The organism is Streptomyces sp. NPDC006458 (genome assembly GCF_040612135.1).
Taxonomy (GTDB): domain Bacteria; phylum Actinomycetota; class Actinomycetes; order Streptomycetales; family Streptomycetaceae; genus Streptomyces.
The window spans coordinates 313353-330449 of the sequence record NZ_JBEXPR010000004.1; the positions used below are offsets into that span (position 1 = coordinate 313353).

The 17097-nt window shown below is 70.7% G+C and carries 15 protein-coding genes and 1 pseudogene; 4 read left to right on the top strand and 12 right to left on the bottom strand.

Going from position 1 to position 17097, the window contains the following annotated elements:
* Positions 1-42: 42 nt before the first annotated feature.
* The 3 genes and pseudogenes from ABZZ79_RS07985 to ABZZ79_RS07995 all read right to left on the bottom strand — a co-directional run.
* Positions 43-2103 carry a SpoIIE family protein phosphatase gene (locus tag ABZZ79_RS07985; protein ID WP_356687623.1) on the bottom strand — a complete coding sequence of 687 codons (2061 nt, stop codon included), beginning with the start codon at positions 2101-2103 and terminating at the stop codon, positions 43-45.
* 105 nt (positions 2104-2208) lie between these two features.
* On the bottom strand, positions 2209-2508 hold the full coding sequence (locus ABZZ79_RS07990; RefSeq protein WP_356687625.1) for an RICIN domain-containing protein: 300 nt from the start codon (positions 2506-2508) through the stop codon (positions 2209-2211).
* Positions 2509-2518: 10 nt separating this feature from the next.
* Positions 2519-2758: pseudogene (locus tag ABZZ79_RS07995) on the bottom strand (LLM class flavin-dependent oxidoreductase); the annotation flags it as partial.
* Between the two features lie 55 nt (positions 2759-2813).
* On the opposite strand from ABZZ79_RS07995, the gene ABZZ79_RS08000 reads away from it, so the two are divergent.
* Both ABZZ79_RS08000 and ABZZ79_RS08005 read left to right on the top strand, forming a co-directional pair.
* Complete coding sequence (locus ABZZ79_RS08000) at positions 2814-3650, top strand: alpha/beta hydrolase (protein ID WP_356687627.1); 837 nt, start codon at positions 2814-2816, stop codon at positions 3648-3650.
* Positions 3651-3672: 22 nt separating this feature from the next.
* Positions 3673-4206, top strand: coding sequence for a TetR/AcrR family transcriptional regulator (locus ABZZ79_RS08005; RefSeq protein ID WP_356687714.1), 534 nt, complete (start codon positions 3673-3675; stop codon positions 4204-4206).
* A 43-nt stretch (positions 4207-4249) separates the two neighbouring features.
* On the opposite strand, the gene ABZZ79_RS08010 is transcribed toward ABZZ79_RS08005, so the two are convergent.
* The 3 genes from ABZZ79_RS08010 to ABZZ79_RS08020 all read right to left on the bottom strand — a co-directional run bounded on the left by ABZZ79_RS08010 (position 4250) and on the right by ABZZ79_RS08020 (position 6184).
* The gene (locus tag ABZZ79_RS08010; protein ID WP_356687629.1) at positions 4250-4396 is read right to left on the bottom strand and encodes a helix-turn-helix domain-containing protein; all 147 of its coding nucleotides are present in this window, start codon (positions 4394-4396) and stop codon (positions 4250-4252) included.
* A 285-nt stretch (positions 4397-4681) separates the two neighbouring features.
* On the bottom strand, positions 4682-5101 hold the full coding sequence (locus ABZZ79_RS08015; protein ID WP_356687631.1) for a DUF3592 domain-containing protein: 420 nt from the start codon (positions 5099-5101) through the stop codon (positions 4682-4684).
* Between the two features lie 885 nt (positions 5102-5986).
* Positions 5987-6184 carry a hypothetical protein gene (locus ABZZ79_RS08020; protein WP_356687633.1) on the bottom strand — a complete coding sequence of 66 codons (198 nt, stop codon included), beginning with the start codon at positions 6182-6184 and terminating at the stop codon, positions 5987-5989.
* A 253-nt stretch (positions 6185-6437) separates the two neighbouring features.
* On the opposite strand from ABZZ79_RS08020, the gene ABZZ79_RS08025 reads away from it, so the two are divergent.
* Positions 6438-7160, top strand: a complete 723-nt coding sequence (locus ABZZ79_RS08025) for a hypothetical protein (RefSeq protein WP_356687635.1) — start codon at positions 6438-6440, stop codon at positions 7158-7160.
* Here the strand turns inward: ABZZ79_RS08025 and ABZZ79_RS08030 are convergent.
* Positions 7042-7548 carry a site-specific integrase gene (locus tag ABZZ79_RS08030; RefSeq protein WP_356687637.1) on the bottom strand — a complete coding sequence of 169 codons (507 nt, stop codon included), beginning with the start codon at positions 7546-7548 and terminating at the stop codon, positions 7042-7044. The two genes, ABZZ79_RS08025 and ABZZ79_RS08030, sit on opposite strands and share 119 nt — an antisense overlap.
* Before the next feature lie 416 nt (positions 7549-7964).
* Positions 7965-9158 (bottom strand): IS1380 family transposase, encoded by a 1194-nt coding sequence (locus tag ABZZ79_RS08035; RefSeq protein WP_356687716.1) that lies wholly within the window; start codon positions 9156-9158, stop codon positions 7965-7967.
* A gap of 298 nt (positions 9159-9456) precedes the next feature.
* Between ABZZ79_RS08035 and ABZZ79_RS08040 the strand changes: the two genes are divergently transcribed.
* Positions 9457-10182, top strand: a complete 726-nt coding sequence (locus ABZZ79_RS08040) for a dienelactone hydrolase family protein (protein ID WP_356687639.1) — start codon at positions 9457-9459, stop codon at positions 10180-10182.
* Positions 10183-11004: 822 nt separating this feature from the next.
* Here the strand turns inward: ABZZ79_RS08040 and ABZZ79_RS08045 are convergent.
* The 4 genes from ABZZ79_RS08045 to ABZZ79_RS08060 all read right to left on the bottom strand — a co-directional run bounded on the left by ABZZ79_RS08045 (position 11005) and on the right by ABZZ79_RS08060 (position 16959).
* Positions 11005-12078 carry a hypothetical protein gene (locus tag ABZZ79_RS08045; protein ID WP_356687641.1) on the bottom strand — a complete coding sequence of 358 codons (1074 nt, stop codon included), beginning with the start codon at positions 12076-12078 and terminating at the stop codon, positions 11005-11007.
* 366 nt (positions 12079-12444) lie between these two features.
* A complete protein-coding gene (locus tag ABZZ79_RS08050) occupies positions 12445-13269 on the bottom strand; it encodes a dienelactone hydrolase family protein (RefSeq protein WP_356687643.1) in 825 nt (274 codons plus the stop codon).
* Between the two features lie 121 nt (positions 13270-13390).
* The gene (locus ABZZ79_RS08055) at positions 13391-14761 is read right to left on the bottom strand and encodes a diaminopimelate decarboxylase (RefSeq protein WP_356687645.1); all 1371 of its coding nucleotides are present in this window, start codon (positions 14759-14761) and stop codon (positions 13391-13393) included.
* 158 nt (positions 14762-14919) lie between these two features.
* Positions 14920-16959, bottom strand: coding sequence for a helix-turn-helix domain-containing protein (locus ABZZ79_RS08060; RefSeq protein WP_356687647.1), 2040 nt, complete (start codon positions 16957-16959; stop codon positions 14920-14922).
* Positions 16960-17097 lie beyond the last annotated feature (138 nt).

Here is a 17097-nt window from a genome sequence, read left to right on the forward strand (position 1 = left end):
GCCCGCGTGGCGTTCAGGGCCGCGGTGTCTGCGCGGGGCCGCTCAGGGCTCAGTCTTGGCGGCGAGGAGAGCGATGTCGTCGTCCGCGGAAGCGGGCACCAGGTGCGTGACGAGAGTGTCGCACAGCCGGTCGAGTGACGGGCTGGGCCGGGACAGGAGGTGGGTGAGTTCGTTGAGGCGGTCGTCGATGTCGCTGCCTCGGGCCTCGACCAGTCCGTCGGTGTACAGCAGCAGAAGGCTCCCTGGCCGCAGGGTGAGGTCGGTGGTGGTGAAAGGGGTGCCGCCGACGCCGAGGGGCACACCGGCGGGAAGGTCCAGGAGGCGAGCGGTGCCCCCCGGCGGGACGAGCACCGGGGGCGGGTGGCCGGCGCGGGTGATACGGCAGTGGCCGTCGGCGGGGTCGAGCACGGCGTAGCAGAAGGTGGCGAGCATGGGCTCGGCCAGGTCGAGCAGGGCGGCTTCCAGCTGTCGCAGGAGTTCCTCCGGTTCGAGGTCGAGCCGGGCCAGGGCACGGACGGCGGCGGACAGGCGCCCCATGACGGCGGCGGCGGAGGTGCCGTGGCCCATGACGTCGCCGATGGCGAGCGCGGCTTTGCCGTCGGTGAGGCGGATGACGTCGTACCAGTCGCCGCCCACCTCGTTGACGTCACTGGCGGGCAGGTAGCGGTGGGCGACCTGGAGGCCGGGGGGCGGGGTGATGTGCTGGGGCAGCATGCTGCGCTGGAGGACGAGGGCGGTGTCGTGCTCCCGGTGGTAGAGGCGGGCATTGTCCACGCACACGGCGGCACGTGCGGCGAGTTCGCAGGCCAGCGCGCTGTCGCCCTCGGTGAACGGGCCGAGCGGGCGACTGCGGTAGAAGGTGGCCAGCCCCAGCACGACACCACGGGCCAGCAGCGGCACCATCATGAACGAGTGCACGCCGAGCTCCAGGAGCTGCGCGGGGGCGGCGGAGTGGCGAGCCGCGGGCGCGATGGCCTCCTCGTCCATGTGTGCCACGAGGTAGGGGCGGCGCTGTGCCAGGGCCTGGGTGTAGGGGGCGGCGGCGGGGAAGCCGAGGGTGCGGCCGAGCGGTGCGAGGGTGGTGGTGATGGCCGAGCCGGTCAGCGGTGCCCGGCCCACCCGGCGCAGAACGGTGCCGCCGACGAGCCCCGGGCCGAGGTCACCGCTGGCGGCGAGGCAGTCCAGGACGTCGACGGTGACGGCGTCGGCGAGGTCGGGGACGGCGGCGTCGGCGAGTTCCTGCGCGGTGCGTTCCAGGTCCAGGCTGGTGCCGATCCTGGAGGTGGCTTCGTTGATGAGTGCCAGCCGGCGCCGGCCGGCCTCTGCCTCGATCTCGGCCTCCTGCTGTGTGGTGATGTCGATCAGTGTCGCGGTCACCCCGATGGGCCGGCCGTCGGGGTCCTCCAGGCGCACGTACGAGCAGGACCACACGTGATCGTGGTCGGGGTCGGCGGGAGTGCGGCCGACACGGCGGAAGTCCAGGATCGGTTCACCGGTGTCCAGGACCTGCCGCATCGCGACTTCCATGTCGGCGGCGTTCACATCGGGCAGGACCTCCACCAGGCGCCGGCCCACATGAGCGGCCTCGGCGAGACCGTTCATGGCTTCGAGGGCGGGATTGACCCGCAGAAACCGCAGCTCGGTGTCGAAGACGGCGATCCCGACCGGTGAGCGGGCGAACAGTCCGTCCCAGACGGCGGACGAGCCGCGGATCGCGCGGGCCGAGGGGGCATCGGCCACGAAGACGAGCACCGTGGTGCCGCCCCGTGTCCTTTCGGGCACGGGGGTCGCCCAGATCTCCAGCTCGACGGGGTGTCCGTCCTGATGCCAGGCGGTCACGGCGCCCGTCACACCCCGGCCGGTGACCGCGCGCTCCCACAGCGAGCGGCCGAGGCTGCGATCCGCCCCGGGGTGCAGCAGGTCGGAGATGTGCCGGCCCACCACGTCCCGGGAGGGGTATCCGAGCAGTTCCTGCGCCGCCCGGTCCCAGCGCACGATCACCCCGGACTGGTCCGTGGCCACGGCGGCCACCAGCAGCGCTCCGAGCCAGCCGCCCGCGTTCCCCGCGGCCCCGTTGGTCAGATCGAGTGCCCTCTTGTCCATCGCGCGAACTTCCGCTCACCGTGGCAACGGCCGTCATCTCCAGTATCCGCATGTGTCCGCGGCCCCGCCCGGCCGGAGCGGACCGGCGGCCGGGCGGGAACCGGATCAGGTCGCGGCGCGCAGGGTCCATTGCTGGTTGGACTGGCCGCCGCACGTCCACTGGACGAGCGGAGCCCCGTCGTCGGTGGAGCCGCCGTAGATGTCCAGGCACTTCCCGCTGCTGCGGGAGACCACCTGCCGGTAGCCGCCGCCGAGGTCGGTCAGTTTCCACTGCTGGTTGAGCTGGCTGCCGCAGGTCCACTGGACGACCGCGGCTCCGTCGGCGGTCGAGCCGTCCGCGACGTCCAGGCATTTGCCGCTGTTGCGGTTGATCAGCTTGACGTGGCCGTTGCCCTGGTCGGACACCGCACGGTTCCTCGAAGTCCGCGGGCAGGCTCCACAGGGCCCTGGCGGCGGCGAGGTGGTCGTCGGTGCGCGCTCCGGGTTCACGGGCGGGTACGCCGACGGCGGCGAACTCGTCCGGGTTCCACCCGGTCCCCACCCCGAGGATCAGCCGCCCTCCGGACACAACGTTCCAGGGTGGCCGCCTGGTCGGCGAGCACCAGCGCGGGACAGTACGGCGCGACGAGCATGCGCGGTGATTCGGCGTTGACATCGGCGGCTAATGCCATTAGCTTTTAGCTAACAGAGTTAGCCATTTGGGGGATGCGATGACCGAGTACCTTGACGTCGACAACGGCACGATCGCCTACGAGGTGACCGGGTCCGGCCCGCTGGTCGTTCTCGCGCACGGCATGGGCGACAGCCGTGAGGCGTACCGCCACATGATCCCGGCACTGGTGGCGGCGGGCCACCGGGTCGCCGCGGTGGATCTTCGCGGCTGCGGCGAGTCCAGCACCGACTGGCCGTCCTGGAGCCGCACCGCCATCGCGGGCGACCTGCTCGCCGTGATCCGTCACCTCGGCGGGCCTGCCGTCCTCGTCGGACACTCGGTCTCCGGCGGCGCGGCCACCATCGCCGCCGCGCAGGAGCCCTCGCTGGTCACCGCGGTCGTCGAGCTGACCCCGTTCACCCGCAAGCAGTCGATCCGCCTCGGCGACCTGCGTGTGAAGCGGTTCCGGCAGGGCATGCTGCGGCTGCTCGGCGCGGGCGTGTTCGGCAGCGTGCCGCTCTGGCGCTCGTACCTGGACCTGGCCTACCCCGGCGCGAAGCCGGCCCACTGGGCCGAGCGGCTCGACCTCATCGACTCCCGGCTGCGCGAGCCGGCCCGGATGAAGGCCCTGCAGGCAATGGGCCGCAGCGCCCCGACCGACGCCGGCGCGCGGCTCGGCGACGTCCGCTGCCCGGTGCTGGTGGTGATGGGCACGCAGGACCCCGACTGGGCCGACCCGCACGCGGAGGGAACGGCGATCGTCGACGCCCTGCCGTCCGGCCTCGGCCGCCTCGACATGATCGAGGGCGCCGGGCACTACCCGCACGACCAGTTCCCCGACGAGGTCGTCTCGCTCCTGCTCGCCTTCCTCCGCCCGGACGCCGCCCGTGCCTAGGGCCGGCCTGGACCCCGCGGCCGTGGTCGCGGCCGGTGCCGCTCTCGCCGACGAGGTGGGGCTCGGCAACCTGACCATGGGGCTGCTGGCCGGGCGGCTGGGTGTGCGGACCCCGTCCCTGTACAAGCACGTGGCCGGGCAGGAAGACCTCAGTCGGCGCATCGCGGCGCTGGCGTTGGACGAGGTCGCCGACGCCGTCGGTCGTGCCGTCCAGGGGTACGCGGGCCGGGACGCCCTGGCGGCCGCGACGCGCGCCTTCCGGGCCTTCGTCGTCGCGCACCCGGGCCGGTACGCCGCGACGATCGGCGTGGAGCCGTCCGGCCCGGACGATCCGCTGGCCGTAGCGAGCGAGAAACTCCTGCACGCGTTCATGGCTGCCCTGCGCGGCTATGAGATCGAAGCGGCCGACGTGAACCACGCCCTGCGTATGCTCCGCAGCCTCTGCCACGGGTTCGCCACGCTGGAGGCGGCCAACGCCTTTCAGTGGAGCGTCGACATCGACGAGAGCTTCGAGTGGCTGATCGCCTTCACCGACCGGGGCCTGCGCGCTCTCTGAGTGCGGCCGCGCCGGTCGACGCCACTGCACTGCGCGTGCCGCCTCATCCGTCCAGCAGATGCCGCCCCCGCGGCGTCAGTCTGTGGATCACGTGCAGCCCCGCGCGCTCGCTCGTGACGAGGCCGGCATTCCTGAGGACGGTCAGGTGGCCGCTGACCGACGAGGGCGGCAGGGTGAGCCGTGCCGCCACGTCGCCGGTGGTGCGGGTGGCGGCGAGGGCGGTCAGGATCCGCGCCCGGTTCGCGCCCAGCAGCAGTCATCGGACCTCTTTGACCTTCTGGTTCATTTTCTCGATGTCAGCGGCGATGTCGCTGCATCTTGTGTCAATAGTTTTGAATTTTTACTGAATCCCCCTATTTTGGCCTGGATGGATTGAGTGTCCACCTTCAAAGAGGAGATGTCATTTTCCGCCCGGGAAAGGTTCCTTGTCGATCCGGGAAAGGTTGCGAGCCATTTTTCCCCTTGGCTGTTCTTTTCAAGTGAGAAGTATTGAGAGCATGCGCAGGGCAACGTTCAGAAGAAGCACCGCGGCGCCGCCCAGTACGAAGACTGCGAGCGTCGAGTCATGACCCTTGATGAAGATTTGGGTGGGTTTGGAGGGGTTGTAGAGCAGCTTTATTGGCGCGCCCTCCCAAAGCCGCCCCGCTCTCCACTGTGCCATGGAAGCCTCGGCTTCCACCCAGGTGCCGTCCGGCAGGGCGAACGTCACCACGGGAATCGTGATCAGATCCCCATCACCGTCGGTGTCTCTTCGGATCCTGACGACGGTGCCAGATGCCTTCTTGCCGCACATGGCGAGGCATGCCGTTTGCCAGGCTTTACGTGCACAGGCTGCGGCAACGCCGACAGCGACTGCGAAAGTGACCCAGGCGCCCAACGTGTGGATGAAGTCCATGGCTCGAGCCTAATGGCGAACGTTAGCGGCTCCCTGTTACGCCGATCCAGGAGCCGCGGCTGCTTATGCCGGTGCGGTTCTCTCCGGCTAATGAGCCTGAGGGTATTTCTCCCGAGAAAAGCAGATTACGTGCCCGGAAAGGCGATTTGCCCTGCTTGCGGTAGCTGAGTGTTGGAGGGCGGCCGGAGCCCAGCCCGAGTGATGCTCCCGGCTCCTGGCGTTATCCGTTCGAAAGCGGGACGGATCAAACATCGCACGCAGGGCGACTGTGCTGGGGACGTTTCCTGTCGAGACATCGGACGCGGAGGCTCGAAAGGTGCACTTACAGCAACTTTCTTCTGCGGTGTGCTAATAGGCCCTCTCCCGCTGGCGCTGCATCGGCGCGAGATGGGGCGGCCTCGTAGCCGACCCGGCACCCCCGGTCCCTGAGGCCGGCCCGTCAAGGCCGTTCGTCCTCCGGGTGCGGGCGGGCCGAGGGCGTGCCGGACGGGTGGGGGAAAGGGAGGGCGTTCGCCGCGGCGGGCTGGTGGGGCTGGGGCCGCGCCTGTGTGCGTGAACCCCGCCCCGGCTTCCGCCCTGCGACGTTCGTCGTGTTCGCCGCGGTCCTGCCAGCCGTGTGCGTACGCGGTGAACTCCCGCTTCTCGATCTCCGACCTGGTGGTGATCACCAGGTCGGGCGGCAGGGGCCGGCCCTTGAAGCGCACGGCCAGGGCGTGCTGAAGTTCCTGGCCCGCCGCCATGGCCTCGGCCTCGCCCCACAACGTCCCGTCTTCCGCCGTCACGACCCCCACCCTCCCGTGTCGCTCCGTATTCGAACGTGCGAGCGATAACTGCTCGGCACAGTACCTCACACACCCGCCTGGGACCGGAATCGGCGTAGTGGTTTCAGGCCACCTCGTACGTGCCGCCGATCCGCATCACGCTGCCGCTGGCCCAGGCCGCGCCGAGCACTCCCGAGCCGCCGATCTGGTCGAGGTCGGGCGAGGAGGCCGACGTCGGGCCCCACACCGTGTACGACGTGGCACCCGTGCTCGCCGTCGGCTGGCAGGAGAGCATCCCGCGGCTGCCGCCGATGCTCGCCACGCCCTGAAAGGCGGATGAGGTGCTGCGTCGGCCGACGGCGCCGCGAAGGCTGGCTCGGCGAGGTCGAAGGACTCCGGGTCAGCCTCGCCGGAGCCGAACAGAAACTCACCCAACTCGATGCAATACTCCAGCGTCAGGCCACTGCGGTCCACCTTGGAATGCCCCAATTTCCTGATGTTGTATAAGCCTCAACTTCACCAAGTCCGATGTTGGCTGCCAGGCCAAGTAGGTAGTGGTAGTGCACACTGGAGGTATGGAATGGGCATCGATCATTCCTGTGCTGCTGGGTGCTCTCGTCTCCGGTGTCGCTGGCTACTTCGGACAGCGCTGGCAGGCGAGTCACGCTGAGCGGGGGCGCCTGCAGGCGAAACAGGATGCTGCAGTCGCCGCACTCGCGGAAGAGTTTCTGCGGATCAAGGGACACTTGCGCAATATGCCTGAGGTTCCCGCCGAAGGTTCTGAGGCGTCTGCAGAGCAATGGGCTGCAGTGCGTGCCTGGCACGATTCCCTTGATGATCATCTAGGACCTGCGACGGTAGCGGCACAAGCCATTCGCGACGATCAATTGCGCACGCGGCTACTCCAGACATTGGAAGTTTTGGAAGCCTGGAGGGACTTGGACAGTGACACGCCTTACATGGCCAAGTGGACTGCTCGTTCTCTCATCACGCACTCGGTCGACTGCATCGGAGCCTGGCAGCGCGGCGAACCGGTTCCTACGGAAAGCCGTGACTTCATTAAGACGTGGAACCCGCAAAAACAGAAGAAAGACGAGCGGGAGGCGAAGCTGCGAGAGAGGGATGTCGCGTTTGAACGACTAGCCCAGGAGAGGGCCCATCTCGAAAAGGCCTTGGAACTCAGTACGGCGCTGACACTGGCCCTCGGCGGTTCAGTAGGTGATTCGCCATTGGGGGCGATGCAGAGAGATTTGGTAATGACAGATGCTGAAGAGCCACCGAAGCACAAAGAAGATTGAGGTCAGCCTCTTCCTTTAGTTCAGAGAAGCATGCGTGCTCATGGACGCAGTCGGTGCCGTAGGCGCGTCCGCAGTCGCCGAGAGCGAGCTTGCGGCGCTCGAAGTGGCCGAGGAACTCCTCCCACTCCTCCGCCGTGACAGCTCGGTACTCCTCGGCAGGCCGAACCGCTCGACGGCGAGCAATGAATGCCTGGTGAGCCTCGATAGCGTCCGTCGGATAGATAGCCGCATAGCCCATCGTGGTGTTGATGTTGCCGTGACCAGCGATGACTTGCGCGATATGAGGAGGCAGGCCGTTCATGATGGCGTCCGTGATGAAGATTCTTCGGAAGTCGTGGGGTGCGAAGGTGAGCGGTCGGCCCGACGCATCGGTGAGTCCGGATGCCATGGGTGGCGCCGGCGGCCGGCAGCGTCGTAGGCAAATACCTCGGTGTACTTGTCGTCCGGGATCCTGCGCGGCACGCGTTCTGGGACGGTAGGCCGGTAGCGGCCCTCACGTTCGTTCCTGAACTCGCTCATCGGGTTGTGATGAGCGTTCGCCCGGCCCCTCCTCCTGGAGCGGTCCAGGGGGAATGGATTGATCAGCAGTGAGCTGGAGTTGCTGTCCAGGTGGAAGTCGTAGCAGGTTCGCGGCACTGTCTTTATCTAGCCTCCCCGTTTCGCTTCGGGTGGCTGAGCTGGTGTGATGGCCGTGTAGTGGGGGTTCTGGTTGTTGGCTGCCGGGCGGGCATGGTCGAGGCCCGACGCGCGGGTCGGGTTCTCCAGGGTTCCTCGGTCGTGGGTGTGCAGGGACGGGGCCGAGGTTCAGGTGGCTGGCCGTGGCAGTGCCGCTAGGCGGGCGAATGCGCTGGGTGTCTTGCCGCAGCGGATGCGGTCCTCGACGCGGGCGTGGGCGCGGTGGCGGACTTCCAAGTGCTGCAAGGAACCTTCGCTGTAGGGGGTGTCGGTGAGGAAGACCTGGTGGCGCATGCCTTCGTCGAGATCGAACAGGGACAGCTGGGCGCCGGGATGCGGGCGCTCGCGGCGGACGATGATCCGAGTGTCCTCGGGTAGGCCCGGCAGGTCGACCAGGCCGGTGAGCTCGGCGACTTGGGCGCCTGGTCGTAGGGTGCCGTCCTGTTCGAAGGCATGGTGCCAGACCCGGTCGGGCAGCTGGCGTATCGCTCGGCGGACCGGTTCGGTGATGGACCATCCGACGGAGAAGGATGTGTGGATCCCGCGCGAGCGGAGGCTGCGGATGTGGGCCGGGAACACTTTGGCGGATCCGGCGCTGTCCGCGCGGATGAGGATGTCGGTGCCGTGGCGGTGGACGTCAGGGAGCTGGGCGAGCGCGGCGTCGAGCACGGTGATGTGGTTCTCGGCGGTGTTGGCCGCGGCGTTGCCGGGCCGCAGCAGGCCGGCCAGGGCCTCGCCGGTGTTGTCGGGGAAGCACAGCAGCGGGTGGTAGCCGAAGCCGTGTTTGTAGGTCGGCGCCGCGTTCTCCTTCCCGGAGTGGCAGGTCACCAAGGTGGCGTCGATGTCCAGGACCAGGCCTGGCAGTTCGCGTCCGCCTGCGCGAGAGGCCGGTATTGCCTCCCGGCTCTCGTCGGCTTGCAGCCAGGCGATCTCGCGGGCGGTGGCACGGGCGGCGCGCAGAGCGTCGAGTGCGGCCGGATCGATGCCCGCCAGCAGTCGCCATGCGGTGGGACTGGATGCGACCGGACCGAACACCTCGGCCTGGTCCCTCAGCAGGGTCAGGTCAGCGATCGTCTCCCCGCCGTCGGCCAGCATCACTGCCAAGTCCGCTGCGATCCGGCCAGGGGCGTGACCGGTGCCGCGTGGTCGCAGTTGGCGCAGCGCGTCGGTGAAGGCCGTGGTCAGGCCAGTGGCATCGGCGAGATCGGCCAGAAGACGGGACCCGGCATGACTGACCACCCCGCGACCGTCGGCTGATACGACGAGCTTGGGACGCGACCCGGTAGTGTGCACGCAGAAAGTGCCTTCCTGCTGTGGTGACAGAAGCCCTAGACAAGTCTCATCATCCCAGCTCAGAAGGCACTTTCGTGCTTCCGCTCAAGATCCGGACGCCACTGAAAGTGAAACGCGGAGGCTAGTGCTGTCAAGTCTTGGTGCAGTTCAGGCTCCTGTTAATTGTTAAGGGAAGTTAGGCACGTTGCTGGGCGTCGATGCCCTCGCGGGAACGGGGTTTGTGACGGATCTTGTGAGCTATCGCCGCATTTCAGAGGGACACCCGCGTTGTTCTGCCAGCGGTGAACACCGGCCCGACCGGGCTCGACGATCACTACGGTCCAGTCTCATGACGACGGTTACAACGCGCACGGTCGAGTACCCGGCCGACGGTCTGACGATGATTGGGCACCTCGCGCTCCCGGCCGGTGTCGACCGCCGGCCCGCGGTGCTGCTCGGACCAGAGGGCATGGGGCTCAGCGACGTCGAGCGCCGCCGGGCCGATGCGCTCGCCGAGCTGGGATACGTAGCGCTGGCCTTCGACCTTCACGGCGGGCGCTATTTGGGTGACCCCGAGGAGATGCTGGCCCGTTGCATGCCGCTGCTCGCCGACCCCGACCGGATGCGGGGCATCGGCCATGCGGCGCTCGACGTGTTGCGCGCCGAACCGCGGACCGACCCCGACCGGATCGCCGCCGTCGGCTACGGCACCGGGGGCGCCGTCGGGCTGGAACTCGGGCGCGATGGCGTCAACCTGCGCGCGATCGGGACTGTCAACGCAACTACCACGGGCCGACCGGGCGAGGCGGCGCGCATTCGCTGCCCGGTGTGGGCCGGGGTCGGGTCGGAAGACCCGATCATGCCGCCCGCGCAACGGGACGCGTTCACCGCCGAGATGCAGGCCGCGGGCGTCGACTGGCGCCTCGTGGTCTACGGCGGCGCCTTGCACGCCTTCCACCACCCGCCGGTCGACCACCCCGTGGTCCCCGGCGTCGGCTACCACCCACAGCACGCGCAGCGCGCCTGGCACGACGTCATCGACCTGCTCGCCGAGTGCCTGCCCGTAACGGAGTGATCTGGTCGGCAACCGCGATTCCGGGCCGCGAGCCAGGCGGTGGACCGCCACCGGCTCCGGTTTGTGGGACATCACCGCAGCTCAGAGAATTTGTGACGAGGTGCTCTGCGAGGGCGTTCCCACTCGGCGGCGGGAACCGGCTCCGCCCGATGACAGGGCTCATCCGGCTTCGGGGGCATCCGGGTTGGTGTTCTCCCTGCGCGATCCGACCGTGCCACGACGGCTCGGCGCCGGCTTCGGGCCGTCGCCGGGGCAACGCCGTTCTTCGACGATCACCTGGCCCGCGCCTACGCCGATGTCGACGTCGGGTCGACCGAGTGAGCGCACCCGCGCGGTGGGCAGGTCCGTGGCCCGGCCCGCCGGTCCGGCCCACCGCGCCACGACGGGCCGGACCGGACCGGGCGGGATGCGATCGCGAGGGCCATGGATCAGGCCCCGGGCACCGGTAGTCGCTCCCGATCCGGCCGTCGTCCTCGAGCACGAGCAGCTCCAGGCTCCCGCCGACGACATCGCCCGTGTCGGTGGACACCGTCTCCCAGCGGAACTTCACCACGCCGTCCAGCCGTACGGCGTCCGGGGCAGGCCCGGAACGTGAACCTGGCTGAAGGACACGCCTGCCGTCCGCGGCCCACAACCGCGCGGTGGCCGCGCGGTGTTCGGTGGCGTCCGGCTCCGTATCCGCCCACTTCACCATGCATTGGTCGGCCAGGTGCTGCGGGCCCCGACGTCGGTCATGTCCGTCTCCCTGCCGGGCAGGTCACTGGGGACCGGATCCCGCGGGGCACGATGGTCATCGACCGCTCCCCACGGGGAACGGGCCGTTCAGTCGCCACCTCCGCCTCCGTCGTCATCGCCTCCGCCGTCACCTCCACCGCCGTCACCTCCACCGGAGTCACCGCCGTCACCGCCGTCCGAGCCCCAGCCGTCGCCACCGCCGGACTCGTTGTCATCGCTGCCGCTGCCGAGATTGCTGAACCAGGTCCGGTCCCACCAGTCGTCGACCGCGATCGGCTCGCCCGGCTGCGACCGGCGCCGCTCCACACGGAAGCGTGCCGCGCCCGTGGTGTCCCCGATCCCGAAGGCGACCGCGAACACCTGCGCCATGACGGCGTCCATCGGATCGGAACTCTCGTACCGGACCGGGGCCAGCGGCAGCAGGACCGTGCCCGGTTCGGCCCTCTGCCTGCGCGGCGGACGGGCCAGCAGGGCGACCCTACGTTCGTCGCGCAGCAGCCACGAGCTCTTCGCGTTCTCCCTGCGCAGCACCCAGCGCTGTCCCGACAGTCGTATCTCCACGCTGCTCCTGGACCTGCGCAGCTTCCTCCTCAGGGTGAGCTCCGCCGTGACCTCGCCGACGGTGACCCGCAGCCCCTGAGCCGGGTCGGAGCCCGCCGCGTGGAAGCCGTAGGGCGCCCGGATCCGTACGACGGGCGCCTGCGGTCCCCATACGTCGACCCGCACCAGATGCCGGTCCACCGCGACGGCCACCGGCCCTGCGGGGCCAGGCGCGAACCGTCGAGCGATCCACAGCGGCACGCCCTCGGTCCGGGCGCGGGCCGCCAGGGCGGCCACCTGCTCAGGACCGCCGCACCGGCGCACTGCCAACTCCCCCAGCTCCCGTGCGAATTCGGCGGCCTGGCGCACCCTAACCGGCCTGGAGGTTCCCGTGGCGCGGGTCACCGGGACGGCTCCCGGTCCGTCCGGCAGCCGCTCCAGCGGCCGTTCGGCCCCGCCTCCGCCGAGCCACTGGCCACGCTGGTAGGCGTCGGCCAGGGCCGCCAGGTTCAGCTCGGTCAGCGGTGTGGTCCGCCCGCCCTTGCGCAGCCCGTCCTCGGTCAGCTCCACGGTCCGCGCCAGCGGATTCCATGACCGCTCGCCGTACAGCACCTCGCTCACGTCAGTCCCCGTTCATGTGGTTCGACTCGGCCTCGCACAGGCATGGTGCCTGTCGGCCGTCCCCACATGACGACGCGCTCGCTCGCCCGGTCGGTTTCCCCGCCCCGTTGCGCACTCCTCTGTCCGGAGTTCAACTCTGCGGATCTACCGCTGAGTTACTCCCCGATAGTGCAGTGTGATCGCGTTCGGCCAGGTTCTACCCGGAGCCGCCACACCGGGGGCACAAGGAGAGCTGGCCGACCGCCTCCTGGCCGGCGGCGCCCCGGCCGATGTGCGGCGGGACTTCACCGCGCCCTACTCCACCGGCCTGCACCGCTTGCCCACGCCCTCGCGAGGTGACAAGCCTCGCGGGGGCGTGCCCCTCGCCTACCGGGATGCGAGCAGTCGGGTCCGGAGGTGGTCCAGCACGTGGTCGAGGGCTTTGCGGGTGGGCTGGCCGGGCTCGTCGACGAGATGCTCGGTCAGCACGGAGTGCGGGGGCATCAGCCCGTCGGGGTTCGCGGTGCTGTCGTCGAGTTCGATCCCGACGAACGCCTCGCCCAGCATCTCCCGCAGCATGGCGAACCGCTCGCCGGGGGCCAGCCGGTCGCCCCGGAAGCGCAGACCGAGCACGGTCAGGTCACCCGCCTCGCAGCGCTGCCGTACCGTGCGCAGGTCGGCGTCCGAGATGTCGAGGGAGCGGCGGTTGCGGGCCGTCACGGCGAGCGGCAGGGACGGCTGGCAGAGCACCGGCGCGAGCAGGCGTTCGTCGGTGGCCATGGCGAGGGCGTAGCCGCCGGTGAAGCACATGCCGACGGCGCCGACGCCCGGCCCGCCGCAGCGCTTGTGCTCCTGCACCGCGAGGGCGCGCAGCCAGGTGACGACGGGAGAGGTGCGGCCCGCTGCGAGCAAGGTGAACTCCCGGCTGACGCATACCTTGCCGACGGCGCGCAGTCCCGTAGCCGCCGTGCCCGCCCAGCCGTGCGCCGCGGGATCGGGGTCCCGTCCGGCGACGCCGAACAGGTCCGGCAGGACCACCGTGCACCCCACGTCGCGGACCTCGCGGGCGAACCGGGCCACCTTCGGGGTGATGCCCGGGATCTCGGCCATGACGATCACGGCCGGGCCGTCCCCGGAGCGCAGCACCATGTGCGAGCGGTCCTCGTGCGTGAATCGTTCCCTGGTGAAATCCGCCAGCGCGTCGTCGGCCACGCATCCTCCTGGAGTCCCGTACGGCCCTGCTCCCTGACAGCGGGCCGAATCCTACTGGCAAGTAGCCAGGTGTGCACCGCCCCTTGGGCCACATCGTCGGAGGGGGACGGCGGCACCTGGCTCAGTGGGTGGGGCGGGCGAGCGCGAGGAGCCGGTCCACGTGCCGGGCACCGCTCTCGGCGGCGATCTCGTCGAGCGTCTGGGCGTCGCGTACGGGAGCCAGGCGTACGGCGTCGCCGCGCAGGCTGTAGCCGTGCACGGCGGGGCGGGGCAGGCTGTTGTAGGCCCAGTGCGTGGAGAAGTAGTACGCGCCCGTGTCGTGGAGGACGACCCAGTCGCCCTCGGCCAGCAGGGGCAGTTCGCGGCCCTCGGCCACCATGTCGCCCGCGAAGCAGCAGGGTCCGGCGACGTCCTGGGCCTCGGCGGGGCCGGTCCGGGGCCACCCTCGCGCGTCGAAGGCGCCGACCCGCAGCGGCCAGGCGCCGGGCATCAGGACGGTACGGGTCGCGGTCTGCGCTCCCGCGTGGGTGACGGCGATCCGGCGTCCCCCGGCCTGCTTGGCGTACTCGACGCGGGCCGCGATGAACCCGTTCTTGGCCAGCAGCGACCGGCCGAACTCGGTCACCAGCGCGTAGCGTCCCGCGAACAGGCCGGGCTCGGCGGCGCGCAGGGCGCGGGTGTAGTCGTCGAAGGTGGGACGCACCTCGTCGTCGCCGAAGTTGACGGGCAGTCCGCCGCCGATGTCGAGGCTGGTGATCTGCCGACGCCCGACCGCGGCGTTGATCTCCTCCGCCAGGCGGTACGTCCGCGCGATGCCCTCCGCGATGAGGTCGAGCGGGCAGCCCTGGGAGCCGACGTGGGCGTGCAGCCGGGTCAGCCAGGGGCGCCGGACGAAGGCGTCGACGACGCGTTCGCTGCCGCCCGGGTCACGCAGGGCCACACCGAACTTGGAGGTCGCGGTAGCGGTGCTCATCGCGCCGATGGTGCCGCCGCCGACCTGCGGGTTGACGCGCAGTCCGATGACGGACCGGCAGTCGGCGGGCCGCAGCGCGTCGATGCGGGTGAGTTCGTCGAGGCTGTCGGCGTTGAGGGCGACACCCAGGGTGAGCGCCTCGGCGATCTCCTCGTGGGTCTTGGCGGGTGAGTCCAGGACGATGCGGGACGGCGAGATCCCGGCCTCGCGGGCCAGCCGCAACTCGCCGGGGCTGGCCACTTCGCAGCCCATGCCCAGGCCGGCGAGGAGTCGCAGCACCGGGACGAGGGAGGCAGCCTTGGCGGCGAAGGTGTGCAGCACTTCGGGGACGGTGTCGAAGGCGGCGTGCAGGGAGGCCACCGACGCCTCGATCCCGTCGATGTCGAGGAAACCGGCGATGGGCTGGGCCGGGCCGAGCAGGCCCTGGTCCAGGGCGTGGCGCAGGACGGGGCCGACACGGTCGGCGGTGTGGGCGGCGGACTGCGGGCTGAGGCGCGCGGCGGCGGAGTGCGGAGTCACGGGTGGCCCTTCGTCAGGGTCGAGCGAGTGACACGAGGGTCTTCTCCGGGGCCCGCGCCCGTCTTCGTGGGTCCGGACAAAGGATCGGGCATTGTTTGTCCGCCGCTCCGAATACCGTGACAAGACGTCAGAAACCCGTCGGACGAGTCACCGCCCACTCAGAACCGCTCCCGCCCCTCGCGATGGGGTGGACCGGTCTCCGCCAGGCGCACGGCGAGGGTGACGACGAGCCGTGTGTCGGGGTCGTCGAGGTCGATGCCGAAGCGCTCGCGGACCCGGCGCAGCCGGTAGCGCAGGGTGTTGGGGTGCAGGACGAGACGCCGGGCGGCGCGGGACATGTCGCCCGCCGCGTCGAGGTACGCGGTGAGCGAGCGCACCAGATCGCCTCCGGCGGCGAGGTCGGCGGCGATCATGTCGTGCACGGGGCCGCCGTGGCGCTCCCAGAGCGGTCGGATCGCGTCGAGCACGCGCAGGACGGCCACGGTGGAGGTCAGGTCTCCCGGTCCTGCGTGGCGGAGGGGTTCGTGCCGGTCGGCTGCTGCCGGCGCGGCCCCAAAGTGGCCGGGGCCGGAGTGGCCGGGGCCGGAGTGGCCGGGACGGAGGTGGATGGGACCGGAGTGGCCGGGACCGGCGGCGCGGGCCTCTCGTTCGCGCAGGGCCCGGACGATCAGCAGGGCCTCGTCGTAGGAGTCGGCGGCGCCGGAGGGCGCGGTGGCCGGAGCCCCGGCACCGACCCAGACGGCCGGGGCGTCGGGCATGGCGGCGGCGAGGGAGGCGAGTTCGCGCGCGAGGTTCGGCGCGTCACGTTCGTCGGCGTCCGGGACCGGCAGCAGCACGGTCAGCCGGTCGCTCTCGCGCCAGACGCGCGCGGTGGGGCGGTACGCGGCCGCCTGGAGCGCGAGGGCCTGCAGACTGCGTTCCGCGGTGGGCCCCGAGGCACGGTCCCGTTCGGCCACTACGACGGCACAGGGCATGTCCGGGGACAGTTCCAGCGACCACATGTGGGAGTCGTGGTCGCCCTCGCCGAGCAGCAGACCGCGCAGGGCGTGGGCCTGACGCCGTCGGCTGGTGCTCCCGCGCAGCCGGTGCTGGAGCAGGTAGGGAACCGCGACCTCCGCCGCCCGCCGCAGCGCCTGTGCCGCGTCCGGGGACAACCGGTCGCCGTCCGCCGCGGCCCAGATGGAGCCGAGCACCTCGCCGCCGCTGCGGATGGCGACGATCAGCCGCTCGGGGTCGTTCTCGTCGGCGGGGCGGTGGATGACGTCTCGGGACGTCCACAGCGTGCGCAGCAGTCCGCTGCGGCGCAGTTCGGCGACCCGCCACTCGGGGACCCGGCCGCCCAGGATCGTCGACAGGCGCAGCCCGTCGGCGTCGGCGCTGGTGGCGGAGTGGGCGAGCACGCGGAACTGGGTGTCCTCCACGGTGATCGACGCCCGGCAGTAGCGGGCGACCACCGCAGCGAGCATGCCGAGGCCGCCGCCTGCGGCGCCCTGGGCCAGGCTGTCCTGGCTGCCGACCGCGCCGAGGGCGAGCGCGAACCGCACCAGTTCCAGTGTGTCGCCCCACTCGGCCCACTCGGCGCGCGACAGCAGGGCGATGCCGGCCCGCCGCGCGGCGTCGAGCACGGGGCCGGGGACGCCGTCCTCGCCGCCGTCGCGCAGCACGACCGCGACGGCACCCCGCCGCGCCGCCTCCCGTACGACGTCCGGGGCGCTCACGTCGTCCGGCCGCGCCCCCACGGCGAGCACCAGGTGCCCGTCGTACGGCCCCGCCGCGTCCTCCACCCCGATGATCACGCCCTTGACGACGACGTCGTCCTGCCCGGCCGGGGCGAGGAGGAGCCGTAGGACGCCGTCCTCGTCCTGGGCCAGGACCTCGCGCAGGGTCGTGCCCGACGGCACCCCGGCGCCGAGGGCGCGCTCGGGTCGTCCGGCGGTCACGGCCGGTGGGCGAGAGCGACGGTGAGTGGGTGCACCGGGCCAGGATACGAGGGGTGTGGGGCGCCACCCCGTCGGCCGCCGGTCCCGCTTCAGCCCCCGTACGCACTCGCCGACGGCCGAGGCCGCCTCCTGCGCGGCCGGTGTGCCGCCGTGCGCCCGCCGACCCGTGATCAGGTCGATGCTCTCCGGCTCGGTGAGCGGCCAGCAGACCACCCCGTCGTCCCGCAGGCTCTGGACGCACTCGGGCACCAGCGCCACGCCGCGTCCGGCAGCGAAAAGGACAACGAGGGCCGCGAACTCACGGACCCGACCGCACACGCACGGACACGTCTTACGGAAACGCCGCACTCGGGCACCCACACCACACCGCGCCCGCCAGCGAAAAGGACAACGAGG

Coding starts and splice junctions, on each gene's coding strand:
- ABZZ79_RS07985 (WP_356687623.1), bottom strand. CDS start 2,103: ATGGACAAGAGGGCACTCGATCTGACCAACGGGGCCGCGGGGAACGCG.
- ABZZ79_RS08000 (WP_356687627.1), top strand. CDS start 2,814: ATGACCGAGTACCTTGACGTCGACAACGGCACGATCGCCTACGAGGTG.
- ABZZ79_RS08015 (WP_356687631.1), bottom strand. CDS start 5,101: ATGGACTTCATCCACACGTTGGGCGCCTGGGTCACTTTCGCAGTCGCT.
- ABZZ79_RS08025 (WP_356687635.1), top strand. CDS start 6,438: ATGGAATGGGCATCGATCATTCCTGTGCTGCTGGGTGCTCTCGTCTCC.
- ABZZ79_RS08030 (WP_356687637.1), bottom strand. CDS start 7,548: ATGGCATCCGGACTCACCGATGCGTCGGGCCGACCGCTCACCTTCGCA.
- ABZZ79_RS08040 (WP_356687639.1), top strand. CDS start 9,457: ATGACGACGGTTACAACGCGCACGGTCGAGTACCCGGCCGACGGTCTG.